14 protein-coding genes are annotated in these 16,314 nt (G+C 71.0%); 8 read left to right on the top strand and 6 right to left on the bottom strand.

Annotated elements, in window-relative coordinates; translation table 11 throughout:
* Nucleotides 1–66: 66 nt before the first annotated feature.
* A complete protein-coding gene (locus IE307_RS19635) occupies nucleotides 67–912 on the top strand; it encodes an alpha/beta fold hydrolase (RefSeq protein WP_191299497.1) in 846 nt (281 codons plus the stop codon).
* Here IE307_RS19635 and IE307_RS19630 read toward each other — a convergent pair.
* Together IE307_RS19630 and IE307_RS19625 are read right to left on the bottom strand one after the other, a co-directional pair.
* Nucleotides 904–1,614, bottom strand: coding sequence for a FadR/GntR family transcriptional regulator (locus IE307_RS19630; RefSeq protein WP_191299495.1), 711 nt, complete (start codon nucleotides 1,612–1,614; stop codon nucleotides 904–906). The genes IE307_RS19635 and IE307_RS19630 overlap by 9 nt on opposite strands.
* A gap of 45 nt (nucleotides 1,615–1,659) precedes the next feature.
* On the bottom strand, nucleotides 1,660–2,334 hold the full coding sequence (locus IE307_RS19625; RefSeq protein WP_191299493.1) for a DUF3159 domain-containing protein: 675 nt from the start codon (nucleotides 2,332–2,334) through the stop codon (nucleotides 1,660–1,662).
* Between the two features lie 215 nt (nucleotides 2,335–2,549).
* Between IE307_RS19625 and IE307_RS19620 the strand changes: the two genes are divergently transcribed.
* Nucleotides 2,550–3,497: a GlxA family transcriptional regulator gene (locus IE307_RS19620; protein WP_191299491.1), complete on the top strand. Its 948-nt coding sequence runs from the start codon at nucleotides 2,550–2,552 to the stop codon at nucleotides 3,495–3,497.
* A gap of 24 nt (nucleotides 3,498–3,521) precedes the next feature.
* Here the strand turns inward: IE307_RS19620 and IE307_RS19615 are convergent, their stop codons facing one another.
* The 3 genes from IE307_RS19615 to IE307_RS19605 form a co-directional block, all read right to left on the bottom strand.
* On the bottom strand, nucleotides 3,522–4,529 hold the full coding sequence (locus tag IE307_RS19615; RefSeq protein ID WP_191299489.1) for a zinc-dependent alcohol dehydrogenase family protein: 1,008 nt from the start codon (nucleotides 4,527–4,529) through the stop codon (nucleotides 3,522–3,524).
* A 220-nt stretch (nucleotides 4,530–4,749) separates the two neighbouring features.
* Entirely contained in the window at nucleotides 4,750–5,151 is a 402-nt protein-coding gene (locus tag IE307_RS19610; protein ID WP_191299487.1) for a serine/threonine protein kinase, read from the bottom strand.
* Nucleotides 5,152–5,292: 141 nt separating this feature from the next.
* On the bottom strand, nucleotides 5,293–9,030 hold the full coding sequence (locus tag IE307_RS19605) for an nSTAND1 domain-containing NTPase (RefSeq protein ID WP_191299485.1): 3,738 nt from the start codon (nucleotides 9,028–9,030) through the stop codon (nucleotides 5,293–5,295).
* 282 nt (nucleotides 9,031–9,312) lie between these two features.
* Between IE307_RS19605 and IE307_RS19600 the strand changes: the two genes are divergently transcribed.
* Entirely contained in the window at nucleotides 9,313–11,730 is a 2,418-nt protein-coding gene (locus IE307_RS19600) for a tetratricopeptide repeat protein (protein ID WP_191299483.1), read from the top strand.
* A gap of 105 nt (nucleotides 11,731–11,835) precedes the next feature.
* Here IE307_RS19600 and IE307_RS19595 read toward each other — a convergent pair whose 3' ends face one another.
* Entirely contained in the window at nucleotides 11,836–12,339 is a 504-nt protein-coding gene (locus tag IE307_RS19595; protein WP_191299481.1) for a CGNR zinc finger domain-containing protein, read from the bottom strand.
* A gap of 92 nt (nucleotides 12,340–12,431) precedes the next feature.
* On the opposite strand from IE307_RS19595, the gene IE307_RS19590 reads away from it, so the two are divergent.
* The 5 genes from IE307_RS19590 to IE307_RS19570 all read left to right on the top strand — a co-directional run bounded on the left by IE307_RS19590 (nucleotide 12,432) and on the right by IE307_RS19570 (nucleotide 16,303).
* Nucleotides 12,432–13,316, top strand: a complete 885-nt coding sequence (locus IE307_RS19590) for an alpha/beta fold hydrolase (protein WP_191299479.1) — start codon at nucleotides 12,432–12,434, stop codon at nucleotides 13,314–13,316.
* 145 nt (nucleotides 13,317–13,461) lie between these two features.
* Entirely contained in the window at nucleotides 13,462–14,670 is a 1,209-nt protein-coding gene (locus tag IE307_RS19585; RefSeq protein WP_191299477.1) for a cytochrome P450 family protein, read from the top strand.
* Complete coding sequence (locus IE307_RS19580; protein ID WP_191299474.1) at nucleotides 14,667–15,485, top strand: thioesterase II family protein; 819 nt, start codon at nucleotides 14,667–14,669, stop codon at nucleotides 15,483–15,485. Before IE307_RS19585 ends, IE307_RS19580 begins: the two co-directional genes overlap by 4 nt.
* Nucleotides 15,421–15,795, top strand: a complete 375-nt coding sequence (locus IE307_RS19575; RefSeq protein WP_191299472.1) for a nuclear transport factor 2 family protein — start codon at nucleotides 15,421–15,423, stop codon at nucleotides 15,793–15,795. Before IE307_RS19580 ends, IE307_RS19575 begins: the two co-directional genes overlap by 65 nt.
* Before the next feature lie 22 nt (nucleotides 15,796–15,817).
* Nucleotides 15,818–16,303, top strand: coding sequence for a GNAT family N-acetyltransferase (locus tag IE307_RS19570; RefSeq protein WP_229904875.1), 486 nt, complete (start codon nucleotides 15,818–15,820; stop codon nucleotides 16,301–16,303).
* The last annotated feature ends 11 nt before the right edge of the window (nucleotides 16,304–16,314 follow it).

Raw genomic sequence — 16,314 nt, 5'->3', positions numbered from 1 at the left:
TGGCACACAACGGAGATTGGAAACAGCTCACTAGGAAGCAGTCGAAAGTTGTGCAACTATCGCCGCATGGGTGTCCTCAACGAGGAAATCGGCCTGAGCGTCGACGTCAACGGCATCGCGACCAACTACCACGACCTGGGCGACGGTCCGCCGGTCCTGCTGGTCCACGGCTCCGGACCGGGTGTGTCGGCCTGGGCGAACTGGCGGACGGTTCTCCCGGAACTGGCGCGCGGCCACCGGGTTCTCGCGCCCGACGTCGTCGGTTTCGGCTACACGGACAGACCCGACGGCCTCACATACGGTCCTGATGTGTGGCTCGAGCACCTGCTGGGGTTCCTGGACGCGTTGGGCCTGTCGAAGGTCTCCTTGGTGGGCAACAGCTTCGGCGGTGCGCTCGCGTTGCGTCTGGCGACCGCCGCCCCCGAACGGGTCGACCGCCTCGTCCTGATGGGCAGCGTCGGAGTGCCGTTCGAGATCACCCCTGGCCTCGACGCGGTCTGGGGGTTCGAGCCGACCCTGGAAGCGATGCGCGAACTCATGCGCGTCTTCACGTTCGACGACTCGGCAGTGCGCGAGGACCTGGTCAGGCTGCGCCTCGACGCCGCCACCAGACCCGGGGTGCACGAGGCCTACGCCGGCATGTTCCCGGAGCCGAGGCAGAACGGGATCCACGCGCTGGCGCTCGCGGACGACGTCATCGCGTCGGTGCGGCACGAGACGCTCATCGTGCACGGTCGCGACGACCGGGTGATCCCGATGGCGAACTCCCTGAAACTGCTCGACTTGATCGACAAGGCCCAGCTGCACGTGTTCGCACGCTGCGGGCACTGGGTCCAGATCGAGCAGGGCCGCCGATTCGTGGAGCTGCTGAAGAGCTTCCTGTCCGAGACGGCGGTCGCGCGGTCAGCCTGAGTCGCCGTCGTGCCGCCAGGCCGGTTCGGAGAGCCGGACCAGGTCGGTTCTGTGGTCGGCGAGCGCGGACACCAACGCCTTGCGGTCGCGGGTGATGATCGCCTTCGCCAGACGCGCGTGCACCGCGACGTTGAAGTCCAGTGCGGCGCGCACGTCCGGCTCGGCGAACTCGGCCCGGACCAGCGCGCCGCGCAGCAGGACCACAATGGACTCGTGGAAGTCCGCGAGCACCGGAACACGAGCCGCGCGGGCGATCACACCGTGGAACCGCATGTTCGCCTCGAGGTACTGCACCGCGTCGCCCTTGCGCGACCGCAGTTCCTCCAGGGCCCATTCCAGGTCGCGAGCGTCCTCCGGAGTCGCTCGTTCGGCCGCCACCTCGGCGAAGCCGTCCTCCAGCAGCGAGCGGGCCTCGAACAGGTCGGCCGCGTGAACCCGCAGCCCGCGGAACCAGAGATCGATCACGCCCAGGCGGACCTGCGGAGGCGGCTGCGCGACGAACACGCCGCCCTGGGCACCGGGCTTCACCTGCACCACGCCGCGTTCCCGCAGGATGCGCAACGCTTCGTTCATGGCGTTGGCGCTGACGCCGAACCTCTCGATCAGCTCGGTGCGCAGGGCGAAGCGCACACCGGACTCGAACCGCTGCTCGAGGATCTCCTTCTCGAGCTCGGCGGCGATCCGATCTGGAACCGACGGCATTCCCGCAGTTTCCCACAGGGCGCGTCCACAAGGGACCGGGGCAGCTCAGGTACGAGGAATCGGCGGCAGCAACCGCGTGCTGCGCCGCCACGCCCAGACGACGACCAGCGCGGCCAGAACGGTCAGCGGCCAGCCCATCGCGATCCGGGCGACGCCCAGCCAGCCGGTCTCGTCGCTGACGTAGAGCCACTGCTGCACCGCGAACCGGGCGCCGGACACCGCGGCGACGGCGAGGGTGGCGACGTCGTGGGCGCGCAGCACGCGGTGGCCGGCCCGCCAGGCGTTCTTGCCGCCGTGCACGAGGTTCCACGCGACACCGGTCAGCGGACGGCGAAGCAGCACCGATCCGAGGGTGAGGACGAACACCGCCAGGTACGTCCAGATGCCGATGACGAAGAAGTCCCGCGCCGACCCGGTCAGGCTGACGACGCCGATGGCGATGGCGAGCCCCAGCAGCCCGCCCGCGGCCAGGGTGAACCGCTCGCCGCGCAGCAGCCGGTAGCCGGCGATGGTCAGTCCCACGGCGACCGACACGGTGATCGTCGCGGTCAGGGGCAGGAACGCGTTGGCTGCCACGAACACGACGACGGGGATCGCGGAGTAGACGAACCCGGCGGGGCCGCCGATCTGGTCGAGCGGCGTCGGCCGCCGCTTCGAGGAGTACGTCCGGACGGCTTGCTCCTCTCCTGCCGGGCCGCGGTTCCGATCGGTCGGGTTCATGTCTCCTCCTGGTTCACGTGATCAAGTGCGTCCAGCGAAGGCCGTGCCGTTGCGGCATGGTCAAGCCGCTGTGGCAGGAACCACTCGCGGACTTGTCGGCAGCCGTGCCGTTGCGGCGTTCGGCGAAGCGCCGTTCGATCGCGCGGTGGAGCCACAGCCGGTTCTGCGAGGATGAGGACGCCCTCGACAGGCGTCGACCGGAACGGAGTCGGGTGATGCAGCGACCGCACCAGGTGGTGGTCCTCGTGCTCGACGGGGCGCTCCCGCTGGACGTCGGGATCCCGGCGGAGGTGTTCCACCCGGAGTCCGGGTTCCCCTACGAGGTGTCGGCCTGCGGGGTCACCGCCGGAACGGTGCCGTCCCACGGGGGCTTCGGCTACGCGGTCCCGCGGGGCCTGGAGGCACTGGCCGACGCGGACACGGTCGTCGTCCCCGGCTACGCACCGGCGGGCCGGCCGATACCGGGGGAGGTGCACGAAGCGCTCCGCGGCGCCGCGTCCCGCGGGGCCCGCATCGCGTCGATCTGCTACGGCGCGTTCGCCCTCGCGGAAGCCGGCCTGCTCGACGGCCTGCGGGCGACGACGCACTGGGACGCGGCGCAGGAGCTCGCGCAGCGGCACCCTCGGATCACGGTCGAGCCGAACGTGCTGTTCGTCGACCAGGGATCCGTCCTCACCTCGGCGGGGGCCGCCGCCGGTCTCGACCTGTGCCTGCACATCGTCCGGCGCGACCTCGGCGTGAGCGCGGCGAACGAGATCGCACGAGGACTCGTCACCGCGCCCTACCGGACCGGGGGACAGGCCCAGTACCTGCCGAGGACCAGCTCACCGTCCCGTGGCGACACCCTCGCGGCGACGCGCGAGTGGGCCATGACCCAGCTGGGCCGGCAGCTCACGATCGCCGAACTCGCCGCGCACGCGCGGATGTCGCCCCGGACGTTCCTGCGCCGCTTCACCGAGGAGACCGGCAGCACCCCGCTGCAGTGGATCCTCCGGGCGCGGGTCGACACCGCCCGCGAACTCCTGGAGAGCACCAGGCTGTCGGTCGACCGCATCGCGGACGAGGTCGGCCTGGGAACCGGATCGAACCTCCGGCTGCACTTCCGCCGGCTCCTGGACGTGTCCCCCTCGGAGTACCGCGCCACCTTCTCCGGGCGGAGCTGACCACCGATCTCCCGGAGCTCTCCGCTACGAGACGCGAGGGGGAAGCGCCACGGTTTCCCCCGCGACGTCGATCGCGACCTTGCCGCGCAGTGCGTACGACCGCCTGTTCTCCAGCAGTTCGTGGGCCTCGCCCGTTCGAGCCAGCGGAAGAGTCGCGCCGATGACCGGCTTCACGAGACCGCGCTCGACCAGCGTCGTGAGCGCGTCCAGCTTTCCCCGGTTCTGCCGGGTGAAGACGAAGTAGTAGGAGGCGTTCTTGTCCCACGCCTCGATGAGGTTCTGCGGCTGCGCGATGTCGACGATGCTGACGACGCGTCCGGCATCGGCGAGCGCCAGCGGGCTCCGGGTGAGCGCGTCACCGCCGATCGTGTCGAGCACGACGTCGACCCCCTCGCCCCGCGTCATCTCGGCCACGGCGCCGACGTAGTCCGTGGACGTGAAGTCGATCGCCTCATCCGCTCCGAGGGAGCGCACGAACTCGTGGTCGCCGGCCTTCGCGGTGGTGATCACCCGTGCGCCCATCGCCTTCGCGACCTGGATCGCGATCGTGCCGACACCGCCCGCGCCTCCGTGGACGAGGATCGTCTCGCCCACGGTGAGCCGGGCTCGCGTCACCAGGCCCTCCCAGACCGTTCCGCCGACGAGGGTCAGGCTCGCCGCCTCCAGGTGGCTGAGGTTCTCCGGCTTCCGGCCGACGAGGTCGACGTCGGCGACGTGCTGCTCGGCGTAGGAGCCGGGGCCGCCGAAGATCCGGGGCGTGTAGTACACCTCGTCGCCGGCGCGGAACTCGGTCACGTGGGACCCTGCCTCCTCGACCACGCCGGAGATGTCGTGCCCGATGATCGCCGGGAGCGGCACGTGGTCCGCGTAGTCGCCGCGGCGGATCTGGTGGTCGAGCGGGTTGACGGCGGTCGCACGGACGCGCACCCGCACCTGGCGGGGCCCGACCCGCGGTACGGGAACCTCGCGCAGCTCGAAAGCATCGGCCCCTCCGAAACGGGTGAGCACAACGGCTTTCATCAGATCGGTCATCGGTGTTCCTCATCGTGTCTTGGGTGAGCAACGCGCCGGGAGGGGCGGTTCTCAGCCAGTGTCACGCGCATGATCCACGCACTCCAGTGGCGACAATGCCAATATCCGCGAGGAAAGTGACACGGGTGTTGCGCGCGTCTCCAGGACTGCTCGCGGCACCCGCGGCCTGACCGGGGCGAGTCGGTTCGACCCCCAGTGCGAACCGACTCGCCCGGCGTCATCAGTTGCAGTACTGCGTCGGGCTGACCCAGGTGGTGCTCCCGTGCGAGCCACCCCAGTAGGCGCAGCGCACCTGCTGCTTCACCGGACCCGCGTAGTAGCGGTAGTAGCCGCGGTCCACGGCCGACCCCACCGCGGCGCCCGTCCAGGTCTCGGTGCCGACGGACGCGGTCTTGATGGTGACGACGCACTTGCGGTTGCTCGACGCCCTCATCAACCAGACCGTGGCGCCGGGCAGCGCGTGGGAACCGGCCCGCGTGTACCCGGAGCCGCAGAGACCCTCCGGGGTGTAGGCCGTGATGCCGACGTCGGAGGCGGAGGCCGGTGTGGCGAGGACGGCGCTCGCCATCGCCAACGCGGCACCGAGCACGGCCACACCACTGGACTTCACAAGTGTCCGCATGTCCGGGGTCGTCCCTTCTCGTGACTGACGCGAACTGCTGTTCGCTGAGCCATGTCTACGAGCGGCGGAGTTGTCCCGGAGCCACCCGAACGTCCGGACAACCCGCGCACCGGACAACGCGGGTCGCGGACAAAGGCGAGGTCAGACGCGCGGACACGGTGGCGCGTAGGGCACGTCGGGCAGGTGGGCACGCCATTCCCGCTCGGTGATGGGATCGCCGACACCGGCGCAGATCGCGGAGATGACCGCCTCCTCGTCGGTGCGCCACGAGCGCAGCCGTCCGTCACCGCCGCCGGCGACGAGGAGGTCGCCGGTCGGGCGGAACACGGCGGTGTTGAGCGGCGAGGAGGTGGCGGACAGCACCGCCGTGCGGACGGGGTGCGCGGGGTCCGACACGGTCCACAGCCAGGTCGAGCCGTCGATGACGCTGGCCGCCAGGAGGTCTTTCTCCGGGTGGAAACCGAGGTCCTGGATCCGTCCGGCAGGGCCGCGGAGGGGTTGCCCGAGCCGGACCGGCGCGGCCGGGTCCGTGACGTCCCAGAGGATCACGACGCCGTCGACGCCCCCGGCGGCGAGCACGTTCCCCGACGGGCCGAACTCGGTGCTGTAGACGTAGCTGTCCAGGCCTTCGAGACGGGCGCGCGGGCTCGGTGTGCCGGAGAGGTCGAACAGGTACACGCCCCTGTCGGCGCTCGCCGCGGCCAGCAGTGTGCCGGCGGGGTTCCAGTCGAGGTCGAGCACCACTTCGCGCGGGGCGTCGAACACGGTGATCAGTCGTGGCTGCTCGCCGGTCACGTCCCAGATCCGGATCGAGGAGTCCCGTCCCGCGGCCGCGAGCCTCGAGCGGCCGGGGTTGAACGCCACCGCGGTGACCTCCTCCTGGGATCCGCCGAGCCGGGCGCGCGGCCGGGGACGCCGCGGATCGGACACGTCGAGCAGGTGGACCTCGCCCCCTGCGGTGCCCGCCGCGACCAGATCGCCCGACAGGTCGCCCGCGCCGCTGAACACGGCGCCCTCGCCGGTGATCGTGCCGGTCAGCGGCGCGCGGGCGGTCGGGTCCGAGGTGTCCCACAGGGTGAAGCCGCCCTCGGCGAAGACGGCCAGCCGCGTGCCGTCGCCGTTGAACCGCGTGTCGAAGACCGGTGTGCCGGAGCGCGGGGGAAGTGCGGTGGTCAGCTTCCAGACGCGGGCGGCGCCGTCGGTCGTCACGGACACGATCGACCGCCCGTCGTCGGTGAACAGCGCCCAGGTGACGACGTCGGGGTGGTTGAGGACCTCCACCGTCGTCCAGGTGGCGGTGTCGAGCACGTGCAGCGTGGAGTCGGCGCTGCCCACGACCAGGTGAGCGCCGTCCGGGCTGAACGCGGTGGTCGTGATCTTGTTGCCGGCCAGGTCGGTGAGCGATCTGAGCGCCCTGGGTTCGCGCGGCGCGGAGATGTCCCACGACCGCAACGCGCGGTCGAACGAGCCCGCCACGAGCACCTTCCCGTCCGGGGAGAACGAGACCGCGGGAACGCCGCGGGTACCGGCCTCCAGCACGGCCAGCTCCGCGGCGCCGTCCGGGCCGCTGCCGTTCCCGTTGGTCTGCCACAGGTGCACGCGGCCTGCCTCGGTGCCGAACGCGAGCAGGCCGGCGCCGCCGTGGACGACGGTCTTGGTCTTCGCCGGGGCGGGCAGGGGCGTGAGCGCCCGCGGGTTCGCGGGGTCCTCGATGTTCCACCGCAGGATCCTGTCGCCGCCCGCCGCGGCGAGCTGCCTGCCGGTCGGGTCGATGTCGAGCCGTTCGATCGGGCCCACCCCCGCGGCGATCGGCACGGCCAGCCGCCGGGGATCGGACCTGTCGGTGACGTCCCACATCGTGATGGACGACTTCATGTCACCGATCACGAGCGTGCGCGAGTCGGCCGACAACGCCAGCGCGTAGACCGTGGCGTCCTTCGCGTCGGCGCCGTCCTGGTGCCGGGGCGTGATCACGCCCGCCTTGGCCAGGCCGGCGCCGGTTCTGGTGAGCAGGCGGACCGAGCCGTCCGTTGCGTCGCTCACCACGACCAGGTCACCGTCCGGGGAGGCGGCCAGGGCCGTCGCGCCCGCACCGCCGAGATGCCGGGCCGGGACGGGTGCGCTCGACCGTTCGAGCAGTTCCGACCGGGCCTCGCCGGTCTGTGCGATCCGGTAGGCCGCGATCGCCAGCTGTGCGGCGAGGCCCGGATCGGTGGCGCGCAGTTTCGCCGCCGTCAACGCGGTCTGCCGGGACAGGGCGTTGTCACGGGCGGCCAGCGCCTCGGTCCGGGCATTGCTCGCGACGACGGCGAGCACACCTGCGATCAGCGCCCACACGACCGCCACGGCGGTCACCACGCGCAGCCTGCCGGTCCGTCGCCTGGCCGCCGCCCCGGCACGCCGGGTCTGCGCGACGCTCTCCTCGATGAACGCGCGTTCCAGCGGGCTCAGGCCGAACGGCGCCGACCCGGAGACGGCGTACGAGCACATCGACTCCAGCCTGGCGCCGGTCGCCACCGCCGAGGGATCCCGCCCGCCGGCCCAGGCCCTGGCCGCTTCGGTGATCGTCCGGTGTGCGCGCAGCGCGTCGTGGTGCTCGTCGATCCAGGAGCGCATTCGCTGCCAGGCCGTCAGCACACACCCGTGCGCGATCTCGGCGGTGTCGTGATCGACGACGACCAGCCGTGCGCCGGCGAGGTGGTCGATCACCTCCTCCGCCCCGGGGGCGATCTCGCGCAGCTCGGCCAGGTCCAGGCGGCGGCGGGTGACGGCGCCGGTCTCCTCGTCGACGGCGAGCATCCTCAGCAGCAGTCCGGCGGCCAGCCGTTGCGACGCGGGGCCGAGCTCGCGGTAGGCCGTCTCCGCGGTCTGCGCCACCGCGGCGCCGATGCCGCCCGCCGCGGTGAAACCGGCCAGTGTCAGCACATCGCCACGACGACGCCGCCACGTCTCCAGCAAGGCGTGCGACAGCAGCGGCAGCGCGCCGGCCTGCCCGCCCGCCTCGTTCACCACCGTCACCAGCAGCGCCCGCTCGACCGACAACCCCACCGCCAGCGCGGGTTTCACCACCGCCGCGCTCAGGTCCTGCTCCTGCATCGGACCGACGAGCACCGGGTCGTCCCGCACCGCCTCGGACAACCCGGGGTGCTCGGCCAGCCGCGCGGAGAAGTCGGCGCGGACGCTCAGCACCAGCCGGAACCGGCCGTCCGGATGAGCTGCCCGCGTGAGGATCCCGTCGATGAACTCCTCGCGCTCCCGCGCGTCGTACCGCGTGTACACCAGCTCGAACTGGTCGACCACGACCAGCACGGGCGTCTCGCCGGACGGCAGCCCGGCGAGCAGGTCCGCCGGCGGAACCTCGCCGGGCGTCACGACGACCGGTCGCAGGCTCTGGCGCAGCGCGGGCACGACGCCCGCCGCCAGAAACGAACTCCTCCCCGCTCCGGACGGCCCGCAGATCACCGTGACGGCACGAGCGGACACCCGCGCGACGACATCGGACACCAGCCGTTCACGACCGAAGAAAAGATCAGCGTCCGCGGTCCGAAAACCGTGCAAACCGCGATAGGGCGGCTTGTCCCGCCCTTCCGGGCGCCGCTCGTAGCGCGACTCGGCGACGGTGACCGCGGCGGCACGCCATTTCGCCGTCCACTCCTGTTCGTCACCGCCACAAGCCATGGCATACGCGAGCGCGACGTCCAGTGTGGGCAGTCTCCGTCCCCCTGCCGCCTCGGAAAGCGTCGTCACCGCGAAACCGCTGCGATCCGCCAGCTGCCGGTAGGTCAGCCCGTCCGCCCCGTGCCTGAGCTCGCGCAACTCGGCGGCGAACTGCTGCACAGCCCCGCCCTCCGGATCCAACGGCCGTTCCGGTCGTGGCATGGTGAACCCCCAGTGCGAATCTGTTTCCCCCTGCCGCGGCACGAATTCGTCCACGGCACCCCAAACCCCTCAGTCACCGTAACCACTCGACGGACTCGGCCACCACCTGTCGGCGATTCCGGCAATGTGCCGTGCGCAGTGGAATTCACGGTCGGCGAAAGATCGTCGTGGAATGCCCGGCGAGCGGCCTCGGCGTCCACGACGACATCGGTAACGCGCGAGCGGACGTGCGCGCGTTAATGTCGTCGCTTCGGTCGCAGGTCGATGGAGGCAGCAGTGGTCGTGAGGTATGGGGTCCTCGGAGCGCTGGAGGTGACGCTCGACGGCGCCGACGTGCCGGTGCCCGTCGGGCGGTGCCGTGTGCTGCTGGCGGCGTTGTTGTTGCGCCCCAACCAGTTCGTCTCCGTCGACGAACTGGCGGAGCTGGTGTGGAACGGCGTGCCGCCCGCTCGGGCCAGGCAGTCGCTCCACCAAGTCGTGCGGCGGCTGCGGGTCGCGTTGGGCGGGGCGGACTGCGTGCGGACGCACTCCGGCGGATACGAGGCACGTGTCGAGCCCGAAGAGCTCGACCTGCTGCGGTTCCGCGAACTCGTCGCGGCGCAGGACTTCGCGGACGCCGGCAAGCTGTGGCGCGGCCCGATGCTGACCAACGTCGTTTCAGACCTGTTGCACCGCAACGAGATCCGGCACGTGGAGGAGGAGTGCGCCGAGGCTCTGGCCAGGTCGAGGCGCCGCGCGCCCCGATTGCTCCCCGCCGCCATGCCGCGCTTCGTCGGGCGGGCCGGGCACCTGCGCGAGCTGACCTCTCTCGCCGAGGGCACCGGGCCGGTCACCGCCACGATCACCGGTACCGCGGGCGTCGGCAAGAGCGTGCTCGCCGTGCAGTGGGCGCACAGCGTGGCCGACCGCTTCCCGGACGGTCAGCTGCACGTGAACATGCGGGGGTTCGACCGGCACCGCGACCCGATGGCGCCCGGTGACGTGCTGGTCCGGTTCCTCGAAGCTCTCGGGGTCCCGGCGGAGCGCATCCCGGCGGCTCTGGACGACCAGGCAGCGCTCTACCGCGAGCTGACGGCGGATCGCCGCCTGCTCGTGGTGCTCGACAACGCCCGCGACGCCGAGCACGTCCGCCCGCTGCTGACCGGCCCGTCGTTCGTGCTGATCACGAGCCGCGACCGGCTCACCGGACTGGCGCGGCGCGATCTCGCCCTCGACGTGCTCAGCGCGGAAGAGGCACGCGCGCTGCTGGTCAGCAGGCTCGGTGAGGAGCGGGTGGACGACGCCGGCGACCTGGTGGCCTGGTGCGGTGGCCTGCCGCTGGCACTCGCGATCGTGGCGGCACGGGCGGCCGAGGCCCCGACCCTCCCGCTGTCCGCGCTGGCCACCGAACTCGCCGACGAGCGGACCCGCCTCGACTCGCTCGACACCGGTGACGCGCAGACCAGCGTCCGCACCGTGTTCCAGTGGTCCTACCAGCAGCTCAGCCCGCGGGCAGCGCGGATGTTCCGGCTCGTCGGCGTGCATCCGGGACCGGACCTCACGATCGCGGCGGCCACGAGCCTCGCCGGTGAACCCGCCGAGGAGGCCGTCCGCGCACTGGTCAGGGCGAACCTGCTCGTCGAGCACGCCCCAGGCCGGTTCACGTGCCACGACCTGCTGCGGGTCTACGCCGCCGACCGCGCGGAGGCCGACGAACCCGGACCGTCCCGCGCGGCGGCGGTGGAACGCATGCTCGACCACTACCTCCACACGCTCGAAAGCATCAACCGCACGCACTACTGGAACCACCTCGGGACCCTCGACGACCCTCCCGTGCCGTCGGCCGGCGCGATCCCGGAGACGTTCGAGCGCCCGGACCAGGCCGAGTCGTGGTTCCAGGCGGAACGCACGGTGATCCACGCGCTCGTCGTGCTGGCCGACGAGCAGGGCCACGACCGGCACACCTCGCAACTGGTGTGGTTCATGACCGACCTGGTCGAGCGGTTCGGGCTCTGGCGTGAGTGGATCGGCCTGTTCGCGCGTGCGACCCGGGCGTCGGACCGGCTCGGCGACCGGGTGCAGGTGGCGAGGATGTCCTTCCTGCGCGCGGTCGGCCACGCACGGCTCGGCGAGCTGGAGAGGGCGCTGGAGCTGTTCGAGGCCACCGACCTGATCTGGGAGGAGGTCGGACTGGTCGCCGGGCAGGTGCGGGCCCGGGCGGGCGTCGCGTGGGTGCTCGGGGATCTCGGCCGCCCGCACGAGGCGGTCGAGGTGGCGCGGGACTCGCTCGAACTGCTGCGCGGTGACAAGTCCCGGACACCGACCCGGTTGCGGCTGGCCCTGCACCAGCTCGCCGGGGCGCTCGTCCTCGCGGACAGGCCCGCGGAGGTGCTGGAACTGGCGGCCGAGTGGGATGCGCTGGACGGCGTGCCGGACCCGCACAACAGCGGGCTGATGGCGTCCGAGCTGGCCCGCGCGTACATCGGGCTCGGCAGACACGCGGAGGCGGTGTCGAAGCTGATGGACGCGCTGGAGTCGTTCGGGCAGATGGGCACGTGGGTCGACCTCGCCTACTCCGAGAACCTGCTCGGCGACGCCCACCACGAGCTGGGTGATCCCGCGGAGGCCCGCGCGTGGTGGGAGAAGGCGGCCGCCCGGTACGCGGAGCACGAGCACCCGGAGGAGGCGGCGGTCAGGGCCAAGCTCACCGGGGTCAGCTGACCCGTGTGGCCTGCTGTGGTTCAGGCGGACAGCGGAACCGGGTCCGCGTGGAGCACGCCGTGATCGGCGGCGACGGAACCCTTGACGTCCAAGGAGATCGCCAGCTCAATCGGGCTTTCGGGTCCGCTCGTAGTGACGCCGTGCCTTCATGCGGTTCCCGCACGCCGTCATCGAGCACCAGCGGGCGCGGTTGGCCTTGCTGCGGTCGAACAGGAACAGCCTGCATTCGGAGTTCGCACACGGCCGCAGCCGGTCCGGTGCCGACGTGCGCAACGCGTCCCATGCCAGGACGGCGCGTGCCGCGGCCTCGCCGTGCCGAGGCGCTTCCAGCCGCCATTCGACCCGGTCGTTCGTGAGCGCGGCGCGGTAGCTCACCCCGTCGAGGTACGGCGCCAGCAGTCGTGCGGGTGCCGCACCTCGCACGACTTCCTGCAGGACCGCACGCACTTCACGCAGTGAGCGCCACTCGCCGATCGAAGCGGTTTGTCCGTGTGCCGCAAGCCATGCGCGTCCGTCGTCCTCAGTGGACAACTCGTCCCGGGGAGTGCCTGAAAGCACCGGCGTCGTGTTCAGGAGGTCGAGCAGCAGATCCTGGTCCTGGGGGAACACTCCGCAAACCTAACCTGTTCAACGGGGCTTGACAAGTTAGGTGGCGGTGGCTTCACTGGTCTAACCAGATAAGCGATCCATTGGAGTTAGACATGCCGGTCGTTCACCACCGCCGTGCCACCGTGGCGGGTCAGGAGCTCTTCTACCGGGAGGCGGGACCCGCCGACGCGCCCGTCGTCGTGCTGCTGCACGGGTACCCGACCAGCTCGTTCATGTTCCGCGACCTGATTCCCGTGCTGGCCGAGCGCTACCACGTCATCGCGCCCGACCACCTCGGCTTCGGCCTGTCCGCCGCGCCGCCGGTCAGCGAGTTCGACTACAGCTTCGACGCGCTGACGAACCTGACCGCCGGCCTGCTCGACCAGCTCGGCGTGACCCGGTACGCGATCTACGTGCAGGACTACGGCGCTCCGGTCGGCTGGCGCCTGGTGCTGGCGCGGCCCGATGCGGTCACGGCGATCATCACGCAGAACGGCAACGGCTACGACGCGGGCTTCGTCGAGAGCTTCTGGAAGCCGGTGTGGGACTACCAGCGCGAGCAGACGCCCGAGACCGAAGGCGCCATCCGGGAGGCGCTGTCACTGGAAGCGATCCAGTGGCAGTACGTCCACGGCGTTCCGGACCCCAGTGTCGTCAGTCCCGACACGTGGCACCACGACCACGCGCTCGTTTCACGTCCGGGCAACGACGAGATCCAGCTGACCCTCTTCCGCGACTACGCGACCAATCCTCCGCTCTACCCGGCCCTGCACGAGCACCTGCGCAGCCACCGCACACCTGTGCTCGCCGTGTGGGGCAAGAACGACGAGATCTTCGGGCCGGACGGCGCCACCGCGTTCGCCGAGGACACGCCCAACGCCGAGATCCACCTGCTCGACGGAGGCCACTTCCTGCTGGAGAGCCGCGGCGAGGAGGTGGCCGGGTTGATCCTCGGGTTCCTCGACCGGGTGCAGCTCGGCGACACCTCCGCCGACTGACTGGTGCCGGCCTCTGTGGCCTGTCCTGGCGGCCTTCCGCATACTGTGAAATGTCTGTCCACAGTAGACGAACGATGAACTTCTGCGGAACCTCGCCTCGGCTGGTGTTGCTGCGTACAGTGCGTTGTGTCGAGGGGAGACATGGATGGACACCGTCCGGTTGGGGGCCGGCGAGTTATCCGGAGATCTGCTGAAGGAACCGCACGAGGTGTACGCGAGGCTGCGGGAACGCGGCCCGGTGCACTGGGTGCGGCTGCCGGACGGGCAGGAGATGTGGCTGGTCGTCGGCTACGAGGTCGCTCGTGCGGCGCTGGCCGACGCCCGGTTGTCCAAGGACCTGACCAAGATCGGTGCCAGCTCGTTCGACCAGGAGTTCCTCGGGCCGCACCTGCTGGTCAGCGATCCGCCGCAGCACACGCGTCTGCGCAGGCTCGTGTCCAAGGAGTTCACACCGCGGCGGGTCGAGGCGATGGCCGGCGGTGTGCGGCGGCAGGTGGACGGTCTGCTGGACGCGATGCAGGCCGAAGGCCGGGCCGATCTGGTGGCGGACTTCGCCTTTCCGCTGTCGATCGGGGTGATCTGCGAACTCCTCGGGGTGCCCGCGATGGACCGGGAGTCGTTCCGGGGCTGGTCGAACGCCATCAACGCGCCGGTTGGGCTGGCAGCGAAGGTGGAGGCGTTCGGGCAGCTGAAGGGTTATCTCGGGGAGCTGGTCGCGGTCAAGCGCGACGAACCGGGTGACGACCTGCTCAGTGCGCTGATCAGAGCCACCGACGAGGACAGCGACCGGCTCACGGGTGCCGAGTTGCGGGCGATGGCGTACCTGTTGCTGTCCGCGGGGCACGAGACGACGGTCAACCTCATCACCAACGCCGTGTTGACGCTGGTCCGGCACCCCGACCAGCTCGCCGCCCTGCGAGCGGACCCTTCGCTGGTGGACGGTGCGGTCGAGGAGGTGTTGCGGTTCGAGGGGCCGATCGAGTCGGCGACCTTCCGGTTCGCGCTGGAGCGCGTGGAGATCGGCGGGGTCGCGGTCGAGACCGGCGATCCGGTGCTGGTGGTGCTGGCCTCGGCCAACCGGGACGAGACGCGGTTCAGCGACCCCGGGCGGTTTGACGTGCGGCGGGACGGTGGCGGGCACCTCGCTTTCGGTCATGGCGTGCACTACTGCCTCGGTGCGCCACTGGCCAGGATGGAGGGTCGTATCGCGATTCGTGCTTTGCTGGAACGGTTTCCGGGCATCATGGTGGATGTGGCGCAAGACGAGTTGAGTTGGTTGCCGGGCACTTTGTTGCGCGGTGTGAGGAGCTTGCCGGTGAGCTGGCCCGCAGGCGTTACCACGGAGGAACTGTGACCGGGCGCTGGTTCGCGACCGAACCCCTTGCCGCAGCGGCGGTGCAGCTGGTGTGCGTGCCTCACGCCGGTGCGGGGGCGTCGGCCTACCGGGACTGGCAGGAGCGGCTCGGGCCGCAGATCGAGGTGCTGCCGGTGCAACTGCCCGGCAGGGAGGCGCGCTTCGGTGAACCGCTGGTGCGGTCGGTGTCCGAGGTGGTCGACGAGCTGGTCGGGCCCGTGCTGGAACGGGTGCGCGGGCCGGTCGCCGTCTTCGGGCACAGCATGGGTGCGCTCATCGGGTACGAGCTGGCGCATGCGCTGGCCGAGCGGGGGCGGACGCCGGTGCACCTGTTCGCCTCCGGGTATCCCGCGCCGCACCTGCCGCACGTCGGGCCCGCGCTGCACACGTTGCCGGAGCAGGAGTTCCAGGACCACATCGTGCAGTTGCAGGGCACGGCCAGCGAGGTGCTCGACCACCCGGAGCTGATGGGGTTGTTGCTGCGCGTGCTCAAGGCGGACTACGAGCTCTGCGAGACCTACCGGCACCCCGAGCGCCCCGCGTTCGCCGTGCCGGTCACCGCTCTCGGCGGTGAGCAGGACCCGGACACCGAGGGCGAACGGCTGGCGCGGTGGGCGGACCTCAGCACCGGCCGGAGCACCGCCCGCTGGTTCTCCGGCGGGCATTTCTACCTGCACCACCACCTGGACGAGCTGATGGCCATCATCGAGGACACTTTGCTGGGCACCGGCCGGGAACACGGGGGCTCCAATGACGGCAGCGACCGACCAGACCGTCCGCGAACAGCGAATTCGCGAGTACTACCAACGAGTTGACGCGCACGACCTGACCGGGTTGCTGAACCTGTTCGCTGGAGATGCCGTCTACCACCGGCCCGGCTACGCGCCGCTGGTGGGCCGCGAGAGCCTGAAACGCTTCTACGGTGAGGAAAGGGCCATCCGGGAGGGCAGCCACTCGGTGTCCGCCGCCGTGCTCGACGGCGACCGCGCGGCCGTGCACGGCGAGTTCCACGGCGTGCTGAAGGACGGGCGCGCGGTGTCGCTGCGGTTCGCCGACTTCTTCGTCTTCAACGACAAGGGGTTCTTCCAGCGCCGCGACACGTTCTTCTTCGCCCCCATGGTCTGACTGCTTCTGACAGCATGGAGCGGTGACCGACGACCTGATCGACTCCGGGGTGCGCGACGCCCGCGGCCGCCTCGTGACGCTCACCGCCATCACCGACGACAACTGGCGCGCGGTCGCCGACGTGGTGCCGCGCGACGACCAGCGCGACTTCGTGGCGCCCTCGGCGGCCCGCTACCTGCTGCTGTCCTCACGCGAGGGCGAGTGGACCTCGCTGGGCGTTCGCGCGGACGACGACGTCGTCGGGCACGTCATGTGGGGCCACGACCCCGACGACGGCGCGCACTGGGTCGGTGGGCTGGTCGTGGACGCGCCGCGGCAGGGCGAGGGGCTCGGGCGGGCCGCGATGACCGTGCTGCTGCGGTGGCTCACGGCCAAGCCGGACTGCGTCCGGGTGCGACTGTCCTACCAGCCCGAGAACGTGGCGGCGCGCAAGCTCTACGCCGCACTGGGTTTCACGGAGCTCGACGTCGTGGAGGGTGACGAGGTGGTGGCCGAGCTCGTGCTGTGAGGCACGGTCCC

The sequence above is a fragment of the Lentzea cavernae genome, assembly GCF_014653695.1.
Lineage (GTDB): Bacteria > Actinomycetota > Actinomycetes > Mycobacteriales > Pseudonocardiaceae > Lentzea > Lentzea cavernae.
The sequence above is the reverse complement of the archived record's forward strand: the minus strand, read 5'-3'. Positions and strand labels throughout refer to the sequence as shown.

Excerpts from the sequence above, each read along its gene's own strand:
- IE307_RS19635 (WP_191299497.1), top strand. The coding sequence starts at position 67 with ATGGGTGTCCTCAACGAGGAAATCGGCCTGAGCGTCGACGTCAACGGC.
- IE307_RS19630 (WP_191299495.1), bottom strand. The coding sequence starts at position 1,614 with ATGCCGTCGGTTCCAGATCGGATCGCCGCCGAGCTCGAGAAGGAGATC.
- IE307_RS19625 (WP_191299493.1), bottom strand. The coding sequence starts at position 2,334 with ATGAACCCGACCGATCGGAACCGCGGCCCGGCAGGAGAGGAGCAAGCC.
- IE307_RS19620 (WP_191299491.1), top strand. The coding sequence starts at position 2,550 with ATGCAGCGACCGCACCAGGTGGTGGTCCTCGTGCTCGACGGGGCGCTC.
- IE307_RS19615 (WP_191299489.1), bottom strand. The coding sequence starts at position 4,529 with ATGACCGATCTGATGAAAGCCGTTGTGCTCACCCGTTTCGGAGGGGCC.
- IE307_RS19610 (WP_191299487.1), bottom strand. The coding sequence starts at position 5,151 with ATGCGGACACTTGTGAAGTCCAGTGGTGTGGCCGTGCTCGGTGCCGCG.
- IE307_RS19605 (WP_191299485.1), bottom strand. The coding sequence starts at position 9,030 with ATGCCACGACCGGAACGGCCGTTGGATCCGGAGGGCGGGGCTGTGCAG.
- IE307_RS19590 (WP_191299479.1), top strand. The coding sequence starts at position 12,432 with ATGCCGGTCGTTCACCACCGCCGTGCCACCGTGGCGGGTCAGGAGCTC.
- IE307_RS19585 (WP_191299477.1), top strand. The coding sequence starts at position 13,462 with ATGGACACCGTCCGGTTGGGGGCCGGCGAGTTATCCGGAGATCTGCTG.
- IE307_RS19575 (WP_191299472.1), top strand. The coding sequence starts at position 15,421 with ATGACGGCAGCGACCGACCAGACCGTCCGCGAACAGCGAATTCGCGAG.